13 protein-coding genes are annotated in these 18578 nt (G+C 58.9%); 12 read left to right on the top strand and 1 reads right to left on the bottom strand.

All coding sequences use genetic code 11. The features are described from left to right. Nucleotides 1-30: 30 nt before the first annotated feature. From rplL to IMCC21224_RS14830, 4 genes are all read left to right on the top strand, one after another. Nucleotides 31-408 (top strand): 50S ribosomal protein L7/L12, encoded by a 378-nt coding sequence (gene rplL, locus IMCC21224_RS14845; RefSeq protein ID WP_047996004.1) that lies wholly within the window; start codon nt 31-33, stop codon nt 406-408. 259 nt (nt 409-667) lie between these two features. Continuing rightward, entirely contained in the window at nt 668-4807 is a 4140-nt protein-coding gene (gene rpoB, locus IMCC21224_RS14840; protein ID WP_047996003.1) for a DNA-directed RNA polymerase subunit beta, read from the top strand. Nucleotides 4808-4906: 99 nt separating this feature from the next. Beyond that, complete coding sequence (gene rpoC, locus IMCC21224_RS14835; RefSeq protein ID WP_047996002.1) at nt 4907-9160, top strand: DNA-directed RNA polymerase subunit beta'; 4254 nt, start codon at nt 4907-4909, stop codon at nt 9158-9160. 181 nt (nt 9161-9341) lie between these two features. After that, entirely contained in the window at nt 9342-10250 is a 909-nt protein-coding gene (locus IMCC21224_RS14830; protein WP_047997159.1) for a DMT family transporter, read from the top strand. On the opposite strand, the gene IMCC21224_RS14825 is transcribed toward IMCC21224_RS14830, so the two are convergent. After that, nucleotides 10226-11029, bottom strand: coding sequence for a putative rhamnosyl transferase (locus IMCC21224_RS14825; RefSeq protein WP_047996001.1), 804 nt, complete (start codon nt 11027-11029; stop codon nt 10226-10228). The genes IMCC21224_RS14830 and IMCC21224_RS14825 overlap by 25 nt on opposite strands. Nucleotides 11030-11445: 416 nt before the next feature. Between IMCC21224_RS14825 and rpsL the strand changes: the two genes are divergently transcribed. The 8 genes from rpsL to IMCC21224_RS14785 all read left to right on the top strand — a co-directional run bounded on the left by rpsL (nt 11446) and on the right by IMCC21224_RS14785 (nt 17888). Then, nucleotides 11446-11817 carry a 30S ribosomal protein S12 gene (rpsL, locus tag IMCC21224_RS14820; RefSeq protein WP_008883423.1) on the top strand — a complete coding sequence of 124 codons (372 nt, stop codon included), beginning with the start codon at nt 11446-11448 and terminating at the stop codon, nt 11815-11817. A gap of 12 nt (nt 11818-11829) precedes the next feature. Beyond that, a complete protein-coding gene (gene rpsG / locus IMCC21224_RS14815; RefSeq protein WP_047996000.1) occupies nt 11830-12300 on the top strand; it encodes a 30S ribosomal protein S7 in 471 nt (156 codons plus the stop codon). Nucleotides 12301-12316: 16 nt separating this feature from the next. Beyond that, nucleotides 12317-14440, top strand: coding sequence for an elongation factor G (gene fusA, locus IMCC21224_RS14810; RefSeq protein WP_047995999.1), 2124 nt, complete (start codon nt 12317-12319; stop codon nt 14438-14440). Between the two features lie 81 nt (nt 14441-14521). Then, on the top strand, nt 14522-15697 hold the full coding sequence (tuf, locus tag IMCC21224_RS14805; protein WP_047994337.1) for an elongation factor Tu: 1176 nt from the start codon (nt 14522-14524) through the stop codon (nt 15695-15697). Between the two features lie 111 nt (nt 15698-15808). Further along, the gene (gene rpsJ / locus IMCC21224_RS14800; protein ID WP_047995998.1) at nt 15809-16117 is read left to right on the top strand and encodes a 30S ribosomal protein S10; all 309 of its coding nucleotides are present in this window, start codon (nt 15809-15811) and stop codon (nt 16115-16117) included. A gap of 15 nt (nt 16118-16132) precedes the next feature. After that, the gene (rplC, locus tag IMCC21224_RS14795; protein ID WP_047995997.1) at nt 16133-16981 is read left to right on the top strand and encodes a 50S ribosomal protein L3; all 849 of its coding nucleotides are present in this window, start codon (nt 16133-16135) and stop codon (nt 16979-16981) included. Next, a complete protein-coding gene (gene rplD / locus IMCC21224_RS14790; protein ID WP_047995996.1) occupies nt 16978-17595 on the top strand; it encodes a 50S ribosomal protein L4 in 618 nt (205 codons plus the stop codon). The genes rplC and rplD overlap by 4 nt, the downstream gene beginning before the upstream one ends. Further along, on the top strand, nt 17592-17888 hold the full coding sequence (locus IMCC21224_RS14785) for a 50S ribosomal protein L23 (protein WP_047995995.1): 297 nt from the start codon (nt 17592-17594) through the stop codon (nt 17886-17888). Before rplD ends, IMCC21224_RS14785 begins: the two co-directional genes overlap by 4 nt. Nucleotides 17889-18578 lie beyond the last annotated feature (690 nt).

The following is an 18578-nucleotide window of genomic DNA, read 5'->3' as shown; positions in this document are numbered from 1 at the left end:
GAACACATTTAGATACGGAAAGAAGTCACAATGGCTGATCTGAAAGCACTTGCTGAGCAAATCGTGAACCTCACGCTGCTGGAAGCACAAGAACTGAAAACTATCCTGAAAGACGAGTACGGCATCGAGCCCGCCGCTGGCGGCGCAGTGATGATGGCAGGCCCGGCAGATGCCGGCGGTGCCGCTGCTGAAGAGCAGACCGAATTCGACGTCATCCTGAAATCGGCCGGCGCCTCCAAGATCAACGTGATCAAGGAAGTCCGCGCAATCACCGGTCTGGGCCTCAAAGAAGCCAAAGACCTGGTTGAAGCGGGCGGCAAAGCCGTCAAAGAGCAGGTTTCGAAAGCCGAAGCCGACGAGATCAAGGGCAAGCTGGAAGCAGCTGGCGCCGAAGTCGAGCTCAAGTAATCGGTTCCGGGTGCGCCCGGAATACTGAAAAAACAGGCTGGATCCGGAGATTGCCGGGTCCAGCCGAGCCTGTCTCAGAGAGGCCCTTATCAGCCATATCGGCGCAAAGGGCTTTTCTAAGGCGAGGTTCAAGGATCGGGAGGCGTCCGGTGGGACGGGCGCCATGAATGGATCGAAACTCTGCCGTCTCTGATGGGTGTGCCGCTGTGGCCCGACAGCGCCGCGCGTCCGTTGAGAAACTGAAAAGGTGACACCTGACATGGCGCAAAGCTTTCTTGGCCAGAAACGTCTTCGCAAGTATTTCGGCAAAATCCGCGAAGTTCTGGAAATGCCGAATCTGATCGAAGTTCAGAAATCGTCCTATGATCTTTTCCTGAAATCCGGCGACCAGCCGCAGCCGCTTGACGGCGAAGGCATCAAAGGCGTGTTCCAGTCGGTCTTTCCGATCAAAGATTTCAACGAAACATCGATCCTGGAATTTGTCAGCTACGAGCTGGAAAAGCCGAAATATGATGTTGAGGAATGTCAGCAGCGCGACATGACCTATGCTGCACCGCTGAAAGTGACGCTGCGTCTTATCGTGTTTGATATCGACGAAGATACCGGCGCGAAATCGGTCAAGGACATCAAAGAACAGGACGTCTACATGGGCGATATGCCCCTGATGACACCCAACGGCACCTTTGTTGTCAACGGCACCGAGCGGGTTATCGTCAGCCAGATGCACCGTTCCCCCGGTGTGTTCTTTGACCATGACAAGGGCAAGACGCATTCCTCGGGCAAGCTGCTGTTCGCCTGCCGCATCATTCCCTATCGCGGCTCCTGGCTCGACTTTGAATTCGATGCCAAGGATAATGTTTATGCCCGGATCGACCGCCGCCGCAAACTGCCGGTGACCACTCTGCTCTATGCCCTTGGTATGGATCAGGAGGCGATCATGGACGCCTATTTCAACACAGTCACCTTCACAGCGGCGCAGGGCCAGCGCGGCTGGATCACCAAATTCTTCCCCGAGCGTGTGCGCGGAACCCGGCCCACCTTTGATCTGGTTGATGCCGAGTCCGGTGAGATTCTGGCCGAAGCTGGCAAGAAGATCACGCCGCGTGCCGTCAAGCAGATGATTGACGACGACAAGGTCAAGGATTTGCTCGTACCGTTCGAAAATGTCGTGGGCCGCTTTGTGTCCAAGGACATCATCAACGAAGATACCGGCGCGATTTATGTCGAAGCCGGGGACGAGCTGACTTGGACCGTCGACAAGGATGGTGCGGTCACTGGCGGGACACTCAAGGATCTTGTGGATGCCGGTGTGACCGAAATCCCGGTTCTGGACATCGACAACGTGACGGTTGGCGCCTACATGCGCAACACCATGGCGATGGACAAGAATGCCGGTCGCGATACCGCGCTAATGGACATCTATCGTGTGATGCGCCCGGGCGAGCCGCCCACCGTTGAGGCGGCGTCGAACCTGTTCGACACGCTGTTCTTTGATTCTGAGCGTTATGACCTCTCTGCTGTTGGTCGCGTGAAGATGAACATGCGTCTTGCATTGGACAAACCGGACACCCAGCGCACGCTGGACCGTGACGATATTGTCGCCTGCATCAAAGCGCTGGTGGATCTGCGTGACGGACGTGGTGACATCGATGACATTGACCACCTCGGCAACCGTCGTGTGCGTTCGGTCGGAGAATTGATGGAGAACCAGTACCGCGTTGGCCTGCTGCGCATGGAGCGCGCGATCAAGGAACGCATGTCTTCGGTCGAGATCGACACGGTGATGCCGCAGGATCTGATCAACGCCAAGCCGGCCGCCGCTGCTGTGCGCGAATTCTTCGGCTCCTCGCAGCTGTCGCAGTTTATGGACCAAACCAACCCATTGTCGGAAGTCACGCACAAGCGTCGCCTGTCGGCCCTTGGGCCGGGCGGTCTGACCCGTGAACGTGCCGGTTTCGAAGTACGCGACGTGCATCCGACCCACTATGGCCGGATGTGCCCGATTGAAACGCCCGAAGGCCCGAACATCGGCCTGATCAACTCGCTGGCCACTTTTGCCCGCGTGAACAAATACGGCTTCATTGAAACACCTTACCGGGTGGTCAAAGACTCCGTCGTCACCGACGAAGTGCACTACATGTCCGCGACCGAAGAAATGCGCCACACCGTGGCGCAGGCCAACGCCAATCTCGACGAGAACATGCGCTTTGTGAACGACTTGGTGTCGACCCGGAAATCCGGCGACTACACCTTGTCGCCGAACGAAAATGTAGATCTAATTGACGTCAGCCCGAAACAGCTGGTTTCGGTTGCGGCGTCGCTGATCCCGTTCCTGGAAAACGACGACGCCAACCGCGCCCTGATGGGGTCGAACATGCAACGTCAGGCGGTTCCGACTCTGCGATCCGAGGCGCCGCTGGTTGGCACCGGCATCGAAGAGATCGTGGCGCGGGATTCCGGCGCGGCGATCATGGCCAAGCGTTCTGGCATCATCGACCAGGTCGATGCGATGCGGATCGTGGTGCGCGCCACCGACGATCTGGAACTGGGCGATGCCGGGGTCGATATCTACCGCATGCGCAAGTTCCAGCGGTCGAACCAGAACACCTGCATCAACCAGCGTCCGCTGGTAAAGGTCGGTGACACCGTGACCAAGGGCGAGGTGATCGCCGACGGTCCGTCGACGGATATGGGGGAACTGGCGCTTGGCAAGAACGTCATCGTCGCCTTCATGCCGTGGAACGGTTACAACTACGAAGATTCGATCCTGATCTCGGAACGGATTTCGCGGGATGACGTGTTCACGAGCGTGCACATCGAGGAATTCGAAGTGGCCGCGCGCGACACCAAGCTCGGGCCGGAAGAGATCACACGCGACATCCCCAACGTCGGTGAAGAGGCGCTGCGCAACCTCGACGAGGCTGGCATTGTCTATATCGGTGCGGACGTTGAGCCGGGCGATATCCTTGTGGGCAAGATCACCCCCAAGGGTGAATCGCCGATGACGCCGGAAGAAAAGCTCCTCCGCGCCATCTTTGGTGAAAAGGCGTCGGACGTGCGCGATACTTCGCTGCGGGTGAAACCGGGCGACTACGGTACGGTTGTCGAGGTGCGCGTGTTTAACCGCCACGGTGTGGAAAAGGACGAACGCGCGTTGCAGATCGAACGCGAAGAAGTCGAGCGTCTGGCGCGTGACCGCGACGACGAACTGGCGATCTTGGACCGTAACATCTACGCGCGTCTGCGCTCGATGATCGAAGGCAAGATTGCGGTCAAAGGCCCCAAAGGCGTGCGTCCGAATTCCGAGATCACCGATGAATTGTTGTCTTCGCTGACCCGTGGTCAGTGGTGGCAGCTGGCGCTGACGGACGAGGATGATGCCAAGATCGTTGAAGCCCTGAACGAGCAGTACGAGGCGCAAAAGCGGACTCTGGATGCGCGGTTCGAGGACAAGGTCGAGAAAGTCCGTCGTGGCGACGATCTGCCCCCGGGCGTGATGAAAATGGTTAAGGTGTTCGTCGCGGTCAAGCGCAAGCTGCAGCCGGGCGACAAGATGGCTGGCCGTCACGGCAACAAGGGCGTGATCTCGAAAGTGGTGCCGATGGAGGATATGCCGTTCCTTGCAGATGGTACGCCGGTCGATTTCTGTCTGAACCCGCTGGGTGTTCCGTCGCGCATGAACGTCGGTCAGATCCTGGAGACCCATATGGGTTGGGCCGCACGTGGTCTGGGCATCAAGATTGACGAGGCGCTGCAGGATTATAGACGCTCCGGAGATCTGACCCCTGTACGCGAGGCGATGAAGATCGCCTATGGTGACGATGTCTATGAAGAAGGCATTGTCGGCATGGACGAGGAGCATCTTGTCGAAGCGGCAGGTAATGTCACCCGCGGGGTTCCGATCGCCACGCCGGTCTTTGATGGCGCGAAAGAGAATGACGTAAATGATGCTTTGATCCGGGCCGGTTTCGATACGTCGGGCCAATCCGATCTGTTCGATGGCCGTACCGGCGAAAAGTTCAGCCGTCAGGTGACGGTGGGTGTTAAATACCTGCTGAAACTGCATCACCTTGTGGACGACAAAATCCACGCGCGCTCAACCGGGCCGTACTCCCTCGTCACGCAGCAACCGCTGGGTGGTAAGGCTCAGTTCGGTGGTCAGCGCTTTGGGGAGATGGAGGTCTGGGCGCTCGAGGCGTACGGCGCGGCTTACACCTTGCAGGAAATGCTGACAGTTAAATCCGATGATGTCGCGGGCCGGACCAAGGTCTACGAGTCGATCGTCAAAGGCGAAGACAACTTCGAGGCCGGGATCCCGGAATCGTTTAACGTGCTTGTGAAGGAGGTCCGGGGTCTGGGCCTCAACATGGAACTCCTGGATGCGGAAGAGGACGAGTAAGAATAAAAATCTTCTTCGAAGATTTTTGCGCCAAGATTTTTCGGATGAAAAATCTTGGCGGCTCCCTCCATCTTTCCACCCGATATTCGAGGTATCAAAATGAACCAGGAACTGACAAACAACCCGTTCAATCCGGTCGCTCCGGTCAAGACCTTTGACGAGATCAAGGTTTCACTCGCCTCGCCGGAACGGATCCTGTCGTGGTCCTTTGGCGAAATCAAAAAGCCCGAAACCATCAACTACCGGACGTTCAAGCCCGAGCGCGACGGTCTGTTCTGCGCGCGGATCTTTGGCCCGATCAAAGACTACGAATGTCTGTGCGGCAAGTACAAGCGCATGAAATATCGCGGCGTCGTCTGCGAAAAATGCGGTGTCGAAGTCACATTGCAGAAGGTCCGTCGCGAGCGGATGGGCCACATCGAACTGGCCGCCCCCTGTGCCCACATCTGGTTCCTGAAATCGCTGCCGTCGCGCATTGGCCTCATGCTGGACATGACGCTTCGTGACCTCGAGCGGGTGCTCTATTTCGAGAACTACGTGGTGATTGAACCGGGCCTGACGGACCTCACCTACGGTCAGATGCTGACCGAAGAAGAGTTCATGGACGCGCAGGACGTGTATGGCATGGACGCCTTTACCGCCAACATCGGCGCCGAGGCGATCCGTGAAATGCTGGCTGCCATCGACCTTGAGCAGGAAGCCGAGACCCTGCGCGCCGACCTCAAGGAAGCGACCGGCGAGTTGAAGCCCAAGAAGATCATCAAGCGCCTGAAAGTGGTTGAGAGCTTCCTGGAATCCGGCAACCGCCCCGAGTGGATGGTTCTGACGGTCATTCCGGTCATCCCGCCCGAACTGCGCCCGCTAGTGCCGCTGGACGGTGGCCGTTTTGCGACCTCCGACCTTAACGACCTTTATCGTCGTGTGATCAACCGGAACAACCGCCTCAAGCGGCTGATTGAATTGCGCGCGCCGGACATCATTGTGCGGAACGAAAAGCGGATGTTGCAGGAATCTGTTGACGCCCTGTTTGACAACGGCCGTCGCGGCCGCGTCATCACCGGCGCGAACAAGCGTCCGCTGAAATCTCTGAGCGATATGCTCAAGGGCAAGCAGGGCCGTTTCCGGCAGAACCTTTTGGGTAAGCGCGTCGATTTCTCGGGTCGTTCGGTCATCGTGACCGGACCGGAACTGAAACTGCACCAGTGTGGGTTGCCCAAGAAGATGGCTTTGGAGCTGTTCAAGCCATTCATCTACTCGCGGCTCGAGGCCAAGGGCCTCAGCAGCACCGTAAAGCAGGCCAAGAAACTGGTTGAAAAGGAACGTCCTGAGGTTTGGGACATTCTTGACGAGGTGATCCGTGAACACCCGGTCATGCTGAACCGTGCACCGACGCTGCACCGTCTGGGAATCCAGGCATTTGAGCCGATGCTGATCGAAGGGAAAGCCATCCAGCTACATCCGCTGGTCTGCTCGGCCTTCAACGCCGACTTTGACGGTGACCAGATGGCCGTGCACGTTCCGCTGAGCCTTGAGGCCCAGTTGGAAGCGCGCGTTCTGATGATGTCGACGAACAACGTTCTGTCGCCCGCCAACGGCGCACCGATCATCGTTCCGTCGCAGGATATGATCCTTGGCCTCTACTACGTGACCATCGCGCGTGATGGCATGAAGGGTGAGGGCATGAAGTTCTCGTCCATCGAGGAGGTGGATCATGCTCTGAACGCTGGCGAGCTGCATCTGCACGCCAAGATCGAGTGCCGCGTTGCGCAGATCGACGAAGAGGGCAACGAGATCATCAAACGTTACGAGACCACGCCTGGTCGCGTACGTCTGGGGGCGTTGCTGCCGATGAACGCCAAGGCTCCGTTCGATCTGGTCAACAACCTGCTGCGTAAGAAAGACGTGCAGAAGGTCATCGACACCGTCTACCGCTATTGTGGTCAGAAAGAGTCGGTTATCTTCTGCGACCAGATTATGACGCTGGGCTTCCGCGAGGCGTTCAAGGCTGGCATTTCGTTCGGCAAGGACGACATGGTTGTGCCCGAATCCAAGTGGCCGATCGTTGAAGAGACCCGCACTCAGGTCAAGGATTTCGAACAGCAGTACATGGACGGCCTGATCACTCAGGGCGAAAAGTACAACAAGGTTGTCGATGCCTGGTCCAAGTGTAACGACAAGGTCACCGAGGCGATGATGTCGACCATCTCGGCTGCCAAAACCGATGCCGATGGCTCGGAAATGGAACCGAATTCGGTCTACATGATGGCGCACTCCGGTGCGCGTGGCTCGGTTACTCAGATGAAGCAGCTGGGCGGCATGCGCGGCCTGATGGCCAAGCCGAACGGCGACATCATCGAGACGCCGATCATCTCGAACTTCAAGGAAGGTCTGACCGTTCTTGAATACTTCAACTCGACCCACGGTGCCCGTAAGGGTCTGTCGGATACCGCTCTGAAGACGGCGAACTCGGGTTACCTGACCCGTCGTCTGGTGGACGTGGCACAAGATTGCATCGTGCGGCAGCACGATTGTGGTACCGAAAACGCGATCACCGCAGAAGCAGCGGTCAACGACGGTGAGGTTGTGTCGTCACTGGCTGAGCGTCTGCTGGGTCGTGTCACTGCCGAGGATATCCTGCGTCCGGGCACGGACGAGGTGATTGTACGTCACGGACAGCTGATCGACGAGCGTCTTGCCGATCTGGTGGATGAGGCCGCGGTGCAAACCGCGCGCATCCGTTCGCCCCTGACCTGCGAGGCCGAAGAGGGCGTTTGCGCCATGTGCTACGGTCGTGACCTTGCCCGCGGTACCCTGGTCAACCAGGGCGAGGCTGTCGGCATCATCGCCGCGCAGTCGATCGGTGAGCCGGGCACACAGCTGACGATGCGGACGTTCCACATCGGCGGCGTCGCCCAGGGTGGTCAGCAGTCGTTCCTTGAAGCCAGCCAAGAAGGCATCATCGAATTTGAGGCGGCGCTGACGCTGCAGAATTCCAGCGATGAGACGCTGGTCATGGGCCGTGGTATGAAGCTGCGGATCATGGATGAGCACGGCGCCGAACGGGCCAGCCACAAAGTGGGCTACGGCACCAAGCTGTTCGTCAAAGAGGGTGCAACCGTCAAACGCGGTGACAAGCTGTTTGAATGGGATCCGTACACGCTGCCGATCATCGCTGAGAAAGACGGACGTGTGCGCCACGTCGACCTGGTGAACGGTATTGCCGTGCGCGAGGAGACGGACGATGCGACCGGCATGACCCAGAAGATTGTTTCTGACTGGCGCGCGGCCCCCAAGGGCAACGAGCTCAAGCCCGAGATCATTCTGGTCGACGCCGATGGTGAACCGGTCCGCAACGATGCGGGTAATCCGGTGACCTATGCCATGTCGGTGGATGCGATCTTGTCGGTCGAAGACGGCGATGACATCAAGGCCGGCGACGTTGTGGCGCGGATCCCGCGTGAAGGTGCCAAGACCAAGGACATCACCGGTGGTCTGCCACGTGTGGCCGAACTCTTTGAGGCACGTCGCCCCAAGGATCACGCCATCATCGCGGAAATCGACGGCTATGTCCGGTTCGGCAAGGACTACAAGAACAAGCGCCGGATCAGCATCGAACCGGTGGACGACACGCTGTCACCCGTCGAATACATGGTACCCAAGGGCAAGCACATTCCCGTCGCAGAAGGCGATTATGTGACCAAGGGCGACTACATCATGGACGGCAACCCGGCGCCGCATGACATCCTGGCCATTATGGGTGTCGAAGCGCTGGCGAACTACATGATCGACGAAGTGCAGGACGTGTATCGGCTGCAGGGCGTTAAAATCAACGACAAGCACGTTGAGGTGATCGTCCGTCAGATGCTGCAAAAGTGGGAAATCCAGGACTCTGGCGACACCACGCTGCTCAAGGGCGAACATGTCGACAAGGCCGAGTTTGACCTTGCCAATGAAAAGGCGATCAAAAAGAACGGCCGTCCCGCCACGGGGGAACCGATCCTTCTGGGCATCACCAAGGCGTCGCTGCAGACTCGCAGCTTCATCTCGGCAGCGTCTTTCCAGGAGACGACCCGCGTACTCACCGAAGCTTCTGTTCAGGGCAAACGTGACAAGCTGGTCGGCCTCAAGGAGAACGTCATCGTTGGTCGCCTCATTCCGGCGGGCACCGGTGGTGCAACGCAGCAGATGCGTCGCATAGCTACCGAACGTGACGGGTTGGTGATCGACGCGCGTCGGAACGAAGCCGAAGCCGCAGCGGCGCTTGCCGCTCCGGTCGCAGAGCCGAGCGACGATATCGTCGGCGGTGGTGAGTTCGACAATCTCGTGGTGGATACACCCGAGAGCCGCGAATAAATCCACCGGCCTTTCGCTTTACGATACAGCCCCCCGCGCCTGACGGTGCGGGGGGCTTTCTTTTGTCTGCATCGGCAGGGCAGGCACGTTCACAGGGGGAGGATGCCGATGGGCCTGCGTGCGGCGCTACCCACCGCGCTTTTGGCATGGCGCGGGCACTGGAGCGGTGCTACGCGGCAGCATGATCACATTATCTGACAACACCCGTGGCGCGCTTTTTATGATGTGCTCGATGGCGGCTTTTACCTTTGGGGACACCTTTCTCAAGGCGACGGGCGGCGCCTTGCCATTGGGGGAACTGTTGCTGTTGCGCGGCGTGATTGCCAGCACGGCTATCCTGGCGCTGACTTGGTGGCTGGGCGCGTTGCGCATATCCTTTTCGCGGCGCGACTGGGCGCTGGTGGCGTTGCGCAGTCTGGCCGAGGTCGCTGCAGCCTGGTTCTTTCTCACGGCGCTGTTTCACATGCCTTTGGCGAATGTCACGGCGCTGTTGCAGATGATGCCGTTGACGGTGACGCTGGGCTCAGCGTTGGTGTTCCGCGAGGCAGTCGGCTGGCGGCGCTGGATCGCCATCGGCGTCGGCTTTGTCGGTATGTTGCTCGTTGTGCGCCCCGGGACCGAAGGCTTTAACCTTTATACGGTTTATGCACTGATCTCGGTCTTCTGCGTCACGGTGCGCGATTTGGCGACACGGCGGCTGTCAGGGGCCGTGCCCAGTCTGATGGTGACGCTGTTTGGAGCGGTAACGGTGACTGGATTTGCTGGTCTGCTGGCGCTGTCAGAACCTTGGATGCCGCTGACGCCACCGCTTGCGTGGTTCGTGCTGGCGGCGGCGGTTCTGGTGGTTGGCGGTTATGTCTGCAGCGTCATGGTGATGCGGGTGGGGCAGGTCAGCTTTGTGGCGCCATTCCGCTATACCGGCCTGCTCTGGGCGCTGCTGCTGGGCTGGCTGGTTTTTGGAGAGTGGCCGCGCACGCTGACCCTGATCGGTGCGGTAATCATTGTCGCGACGGGCGTGTTCACGCTGTGGCGTGAGGCGACGCTGGCGCGACGGCAAAAAGGTGTTCAGCCGAATATTCGACGTACCTGATCCGCATCGATGGCAAAGGTGTCGCGCATCAGCGTCTCACCTGCCGCGTCCAGTCGTGGCAGGTCGATCGGCGTTACGTGCTTCTTTTGTCGTGAATCGTTGTGATCGTTGTGACCGCGCACAAACATGTCCTCGTGGGTGAACGTCACAGTCGGCATAAACAAATTGATCTTTTGGTGGCCAAAATTCATGATGGTCTGGCGGGTACCGCCGCGCACAGCCATGGCTTGCGCGACACCCCAATAGGGGGTCACGTTGCGTTCGGCCCGTAGTCCCTGAGGATCGGGTCGCGCGACCCAGCCGCGGTTCCAGTCAAACCCGACCAGCCTGTGTTGCGCCAGCAGGGCGGCGCAATCCTGAGCGGCCTCGCGCAGCCGCGCGACAAAGGTGACAGCCACCGCGTCGTCGTCATCATGGCGAAACTGCAGGCAGGGGGCTGACAGATCATACCGCTGCGCATTGATCACTTCGGCACAGACCTGCCGGTGGGGGCCGGGGGGGCGGGCGACGATACGCGCCTGCGGGACATCCGCGACAAGCGCCGTAAGCGCGTCCAAGTAAACGGTGGGCAGCGAGTCCCCGACAAGGATGACAAAGGAGAAATCCGGGTCGGTCTGCGCGCGCAGTCCGGGCAGGCAGATCGCCTCGAAATGACGCAGACGCTCTTGCATGCGGGCAGGGGCGTAAAGATAGGCAATCCGCTCCTCCAGGGAGGCATGTTCGACCTGAAATCCCCCCTCGGCGGGGTAGGAAAAGCGGCAAAATCCGATCACTTGCATTTCGGTCTCTCTCGGGCGACGACAGCGTGTGCATCGCATCCCGCCTGTCGCAAAGCAAGCAGGGTGGTGCTGTTGACAAGCCCCCCGACTCCCCCTATACGCCCGCTATCTCGGAGACGGGATGCATTGCATCCGACGTCCGATCTACAGAACTAAAGCGGTCAAGATCCGGGTCCTGTGACCCCGATCCTCTGGAACCCCCCGCGTCGTTCCCGAATATAGGGAGCGCATGCGGTTTTTTGCGTCTCCATCATTTTGATGGCGCACCGCTAGACGTGCATGTGATGTGCACAATGATTGAGGTGCACCTGATGTGCACGTTGGTGACTTACGGACGCGTAAGGCGCTGTAACTGAAACCGCACGGGGGCAACCTCCGTGCACCACATATGTGAGCTACACGGGGAAAGAACCGGAATGCCAACGATCCAACAGCTGATCCGCAAGCCGCGGCAGCCGAAAGTCAAGCGCTCAAAGTCGCAGCACCTTGAGCAATGTCCGCAAAAACGCGGCGTCTGCACACGCGTCTACACCACCACACCGAAAAAGCCGAACTCGGCGATGCGGAAAGTGGCCAAGGTGCGCCTGACCAACGGTTTCGAGGTCATCAGCTACATTCCCGGTGAGAGCCACAACCTTCAGGAGCACTCTGTGGTTCTGATCCGCGGCGGTCGTGTAAAAGACCTTCCCGGTGTGCGTTACCACATTCTGCGCGGTGTTCTGGATACCCAGGGCGTCAAGGACCGGAAACAGCGTCGCTCCAAGTATGGCGCGAAGCGTCCGAAGTAAGAGGAATTACAGATGTCTCGTCGTCACGCTGCCGAAAAACGCGAAGTCCTGCCCGATGCCAAGTATGGTGACCGGGTTCTGACCAAATTCATGAACAACCTGATGATCGACGGTAAAAAGTCGGTCGCAGAAAGCATTGTCTACAACGCGATGATCCGCGTCGAGGACAAGATCAAGCGCGCACCGATCGAGGTGTTCCACGAAGCGCTCGACAACATCAAGCCGTCGGTCGAGGTTCGCTCGCGCCGGGTTGGTGGTGCCACCTACCAGGTGCCCGTCGAAGTGCGTCCCGAGCGTCGCGAAGCCCTGGCGATCCGCTGGCTGATCGACGCGTCGCGCAAGCGCAACGAGCACACCATGGAAGAGCGTCTTGCAGGCGAACTTCTGGACGCGGTCAACACCCGCGGTTCGGCTGTGAAAAAGCGTGAAGACACCCACAAGATGGCCGACGCGAACAAAGCGTTCAGCCATTACCGCTGGTAAAGTAGGAGCGACCACTATGGCACGCGATTATCCCCTTCAGCGCTACCGGAACTTCGGGATCATGGCCCATATCGATGCGGGCAAGACCACGACGACCGAGCGTATTCTGTTCTACACCGGCAAGTCGCACAAGATCGGCGAAGTGCATGATGGCGCCGCTACCATGGACTGGATGGAGCAGGAGCAGGAGCGTGGCATCACGATCACGTCCGCTGCGACCACCACGTTCTGGCAGCGCCAGGAAGATCCCACTGCCGAGGGAACTTCGGATACCAAGTACCGCTTCAACATCATCGACACCCCCGGCCACGTTGACTTCACGATCGAAGTCGAGCGTTCGCTGGCTGTGCTTGACGGTGCAATCTGTCTGCTGGACGGTAACGCTGGTGTCGAGCCGCAGACCGAAACCGTTTGGCGTCAGGCCGACCGGTACAAGGTTCCGCGGATCGTCTTTGTCAACAAGATGGACAAGATCGGCGCGGATTTCTACAACTGCGTCAAGATGATCAAGGACCGCACCGGTGCGATTCCTGCGCCTATCGCTCTGCCGATTGGTGCCGAGGACAAGCTGGAAGGCATCATCGACCTGCTGAAGATGGAAGAGTGGGTTTGGGAAGGTGAAGATCTGGGCGCGTCCTGGGTCCGCAAGCCGATCCGCGATGATCTTCAGGATCTGGCCGATGAATGGCGTGCAAACCTGATCGAAGTTGCCGTCGAAGTCGACGACGACGCGATGGAAAAGTATCTCGACGGCATCATGCCGGACGAAGATACCCTACGCAAGCTGATCCGCAAGGGCACGCTGGAGCTGGCTTTTGTGCCGGTTGCTGCTGGTTCCGCGTTCAAGAACAAGGGCGTACAGCCCCTGCTGAACGCTGTGATCGACTTTCTGCCGTCGCCGCTGGACGTACCTGCATACATGGGCTTCTCGCCGGATGACGAGACCGAGACCCGTAACATTGCGCGTCACGCCGATGACAACGAGCCGTTCTCGGGCCTCGCGTTCAAGATCATGAACGACCCCTTCGTCGGTTCGCTGACCTTCACACGTATCTACTCGGGTACGATGAAAAAGGGCGATTCGATCCTGAACACGACCAAAGGCAAGAAAGAGCGCATTGGTCGTATGATGATGATGCACGCCATTGATCGCGAAGAGATCGAAGAGGCGTTCGCGGGCGACATCATAGCGCTGGCAGGTCTGAAAGACACCACAACAGGTGATACCCTGTCGGATGCGCAGCACCGTGTGGTTTTGGAAACGATGACCTTCCCCGATCCGGTCATCGAAATCGCTGTCGAGCCCAAGACCAAGGCTGACCAAGAAAAAATGTCCGCAGGTCTGGCCCGCCTGGCCGCCGAGGATCCCTCGTTCCGTGTCGAAACTGATCTCGAATCCGGTCAGATCATCATGAAGGGCATGGGCGAACTTCACCTCGATATTCTGGTGGATCGTCTCAAGCGTGAATTCAAGGTCGAAGCCAACATCGGTGCGCCGCAGGTTGCTTATCGTGAGACGATCGACCGTGAAGTCGAGCATACCTACACTCACAAGAAACAATCGGGTGGTTCGGGTCAGTTCGCCGAGGTCAAGCTGATCATCTCGCCAACAGAGCCGGGCGAAGGCTATTCGTTCGAGTCCAAGATTGTCGGTGGTGCTGTTCCCAAGGAATACATCCCAGGTGTCGAAAAAGGTATCAAGTCGGTCATGGACTCCGGTCCGCTGGCGGGCTTCCCGGTTATCGACTTCAAGGTCCAGTTGATCGACGGCAAGTTCCACGACGTGGACTCTTCGGTTCTGGCGTTTGAAATCGCGGGTCGGATGGGCATGCGCGAAGGTATGCGCAAGGCCGGTGCCAAGCTGCTGGAACCGATCATGAAAGTCGAAGTGGTGACACCCGAGGAATATACCGGCAACGTGATCGGGGATCTCACCTCGCGTCGTGGTCAGGTGACGGGCCAGGAAAACCGCGGCAATGCCGTGGCAATCGCCTCGATGGTGCCTCTGGCCAACATGTTCGGCTATATCAATAACCTGCGTTCGATGTCTTCGGGCCGCGCGCAGTTTACGATGCAGTTCGACCATTACGATCCGGTGCCGCAGAACATCTCGGACGAGATCCAAAAGAAATACGCATAACGGGATGGCGGGGTAACCCCGCCCTACCGACCACCCGTAGGGCGGGGTTACCCCGCCACCCAGACTAGACAGGAGGCCATCATGGCAAAGGCAAAGTTTGAACGTAACAAGCCGCACTGCAACATCGGCACGATTGGTCACGTTGACCACGGCAAGACGACGCTGACGGCGGCGATCACCAAGTATTTCGGCGAATTCCGCGCCTATGACCAGATTGACGGGGCGCCCGAAGAAAAGGCCCGCGGCATCACGATCTCGACCGCGCATGTGGAGTACGAGACCGAGAACCGCCACTACGCCCACGTCGACTGCCCCGGCCACGCCGACTACGTCAAGAACATGATCACCGGTGCGGCGCAGATGGACGGTGCGATCCTGGTTGTGAACGCTGCCGACGGCCCGATGCCCCAAACGCGCGAGCATATCCTGCTTGGTCGTCAGGTCGGTATCCCGTCGATGGTTGTGTTCATGAACAAGGTCGATCAGGTCGACGACGAAGAGCTGCTTGAGCTGGTCGAGATGGAAATCCGCGAACTGCTGTCGATGTACGACTACCCGGGCGACGATATTCCGATCATCGCAGGCTCGGCTCTGGCCGCGATGGAAGGCCGTGATCCCGAAATCGGCGAGAACAAGATCCGCGAACTGATGGCCGCTGTGGACGAGTATATTCCCCAGCCCGCACGCGCCGTCGACCAGCCGTTCCTGATGCCGATCGAGGATGTATTCTCGATCTCGGGTCGTGGTACGGTTGTGACCGGTCGTGTTGAGCGTGGCGTGATCAACGTTGGCGACAGCATTGAAATCGTTGGTATTCGTGACACCAAGACCACGACCTGCACCGGTGTGGAAATGTTCCGCAAGCTGCTGGATCGCGGTGAGGCAGGCGACAACGTTGGCGTTCTGCTGCGTGGTATCGACCGTGAAGGCGTTGAGCGCGGCCAGGTGCTGTGCAAGCCCAAGTCGGTGAACCCGCACACCAAGTTCGAAGCCGAGGCGTATATCCTGACCAAGGAAGAGGGTGGCCGTCACACGCCGTTCTTTGCGAACTACCGCCCGCAGTTCTACTTCCGTACGACGGACGTGACCGGTACGGTTGTACTGCCCGAAGGCACCGAAATGGTGATGCCGGGTGACAACCTGAAGTTCAACGTCGAACTGATCGCGCCGATCGCGATGGAAGAAAAGCTGCGCTTCGCGATCCGCGAAGGTGGCCGTACCGTCGGTTCAGGCGTCGTCGCCAAAATCATCGAGTAAGCTACGCAAAAGCGTGCGTCGCGACGCACGCCTACGTTATTCGGGTTCGAAGAGGGGGCAGGGTGATCCTGCCTCCTCCTCTCAACTCTAACGCCACAAAAGGCCAAGATTATGCAAAGCCAGAACATCCGCATTCGGCTCAAGGCTTTCGATTACCGTGTACTGGACGCCAGCACGCAGGAAATCGTTAACACCGCCAAGCGGACCGGAGCCGCTGTGCGCGGGCCGATCCCGCTGCCGAACAAGATCGAGAAATTCACCGTTCTGCGTGGACCGCACGTGAACAAGAAATCCCGTGACCAGTTCGAGATCCGGACGCACAAGCGTCTGCTGGACATCGTTGATCCGACCCCCCAGACCGTGGACGCGCTGATGAAGCTCGACCTCGCCGCTGGCGTGGATGTCGAGATCAAGGTTTAAGGAGGGCATACAGACATGTTGCGCTCTGGAATTATCGCAAAGAAAGTCGGCATGACCCGGCTTTTCATGGAAGACGGCAAACAGATCCCTGTGACCGTTCTTCACGTTGACAACCTTCAGGTCGTTGCCACTCGCACCGCTGACAGCCACGGATATTCCGCGGTTCAGTTGGGCACCGGCGCGATCAAGGCGAAAAACGTCTCAAAGGCGATGCGCGGTCACTTTGCCGTTGCGTCCGTGGAACCCAAGCGCAAGGTCGCAGAGTTCCGCGTCGCCCCCGAGAACCTCATCGCTGTTGGCGAAGAGATCACGGCGGACCATTACTTTGAAGGTCAGTTCGTGGACGTTTCGGGCACGTCGATTGGTAAGGGCTTCCAAGGTGCCATGAAGCGGCACAACTTTGGCGGTCTGCGTGCGTCGCACGGTGTGTCGGTTTCGCACCGTTCGCATGGTTCGACCGGTCAGTGTCAGGATCCGGGCAAGGTCTTCAAAGGTAAGAAGATGGCCGGACACATGGGTGCGGCAAAGGTGACAACCCAGAACCTGCAAGTGGTCAAGACCGATGCCGAGCGTGGCATCATTATGATCAAGGGCGCGGTTCCGGGCTCTAAGGGTGGTTGGGTCACAGTCAAGGATGCGGTCAAAAAGCCGCTCTCCGAGAGCGTGATCATGCCCGCAGCTCTGCGCTCTGCCGCAGCTGAAGCCAAGCGTCTGGCGGACGAAGCCGCCGCTGTCGCCGCTGCGGAAGCCGAAGCAGCCGCAGCAGCCGCAGCCGCAGAAGCTGCTGCCGCTGAAGAGGCCGCACTGAAGGACGCAGAAGCATCGGTTGATGCGGATGCTGAGAAGAAGGAAGGCGACGAATGAAACTCGACGTGATCAAACTGGACGGCGCGACCGCCGGGTCGGTCGAGCTGGGCGATGAGATCTTTGGTCTCGAACCCCGCGCCGACATCCTGCATCGTGTGGTTCGCTGGCAGCGCAACAAGGCGCAGGCCGGTACACATTCGACCCTTGGTCGTTCCGAGGTCAGCTATTCCACCAAGAAGATCTATCGCCAGAAGGGCACCGGCGGCGCACGCCACGGTTCCCGCAAGGCGCCGATCTTCCGGTCGGGCGGCATCTACAAGGGTCCGGTCCCGCGCAGCCACGCGCATGACCTGCCCAAGAAGGTGCGCGCGCTGGGTCTCAAGCACGCCTTGTCGGCGAAGCTGAAGGAAGGTTCGCTCGTCATCATCGAGAGCGCCGAAGCCGATGGCAAGACAAACGCCCTGGCCAAGCAGATCAAACTGCTGGGTTGGAAGCGTGCGTTGATCATCGACGGTGCCGCCGTGAATGAGGGCTTTGCCAAGGCCGCCGCAAACATCGAAGGTCTGGATATCCTGCCGTCGATGGGGGCAAACGTCTATGACATCCTGCGCCGTGACACTCTTGTGCTCACACGTGCCGGTGTCGAAGCACTGGAGGCTCGACTGAAATGAGCACGAAGGCAGAACATTACGACGTGATCCGCAAGCCGATCATCACCGAAAAGTCGACCATGGCGTCGGAAAACGGTGCGGTCGTGTTCGAAGTGGATATCGCAGCGAACAAGCCGCAGATCAAAGAGGCCGTTGAGTCCCTCTTTGGTGTCAAGGTCAAAGCCGTGAACACGACGATCACCAAAGGTAAGGTCAAACGGTTCAAGGGCATGCTTGGCCGTCGCAAGAACGTCAAGAAGGCCTATGTGACGCTTGTTGAAGGCAACACGATCGACGTGACGACTGGTCTCTGATCGCGGTGGGTCGAGGCCCACCCGACGCAATCTAAAAGGCCCCCGCCGGATGGTGGGGGCCTTTTTTTGTTTCGGCCTCCATGCAGGCGTCGCCCGCCGCACGCTCGCAGCAATTCAGGCTGTCGCGCAAAGGGGTTGGCGGCCATTGTCGGAATGACGCCGGGTTGGCCCCGTTCGACCCCGTGATAGACGGATTGCGCCCTGCCTCCGACGGTTTTTGCAGAACCGAAGGCTTCTTCAATCTGTTTTCGGTACATTATGGACAAGAGGTTGCCTTGGTGCCGGGTGACGGGCCCGCGCATTGCCGCCTTTCGGGTGCTTTCGACGCGCAAGCGGTCAACGGGACTGGCGATTGCGGAGAAATCTGGCGAGAGGGGACTGACATCGAGGCGCTGTCGACAAAGTGCGTGCTCTCAACCCGTGTCGGTGCCGGGAGATGTCTTACAAAGACCAGCTTTCAGATCGGTGGGCAAGACGTGGGCGCGTTCGTAGCATTCGTGCCCTTTAAGTCGACCCTTGCGCTCCGCTTGCGGCAATTGGCGCGGGGCATCGGTTCGGACTCGGGGTGGGATTCGACACCCTGTTAAGATCGTGAGAATTCAAACTGAGACACTACAGGGAATACGCATAATGTGGTTCAAGAGCATTTCCGCATGGTTCCTCGACTTTACTTAAACGGAATATTGCCCT

The sequence above is a fragment of the Puniceibacterium sp. IMCC21224 genome (assembly GCF_001038505.1).
Taxonomy (GTDB): domain Bacteria; phylum Pseudomonadota; class Alphaproteobacteria; order Rhodobacterales; family Rhodobacteraceae; genus Puniceibacterium.
The sequence above is the reverse complement of the archived record's forward strand: the minus strand, read 5'-3'. Positions and strand labels throughout refer to the sequence as shown.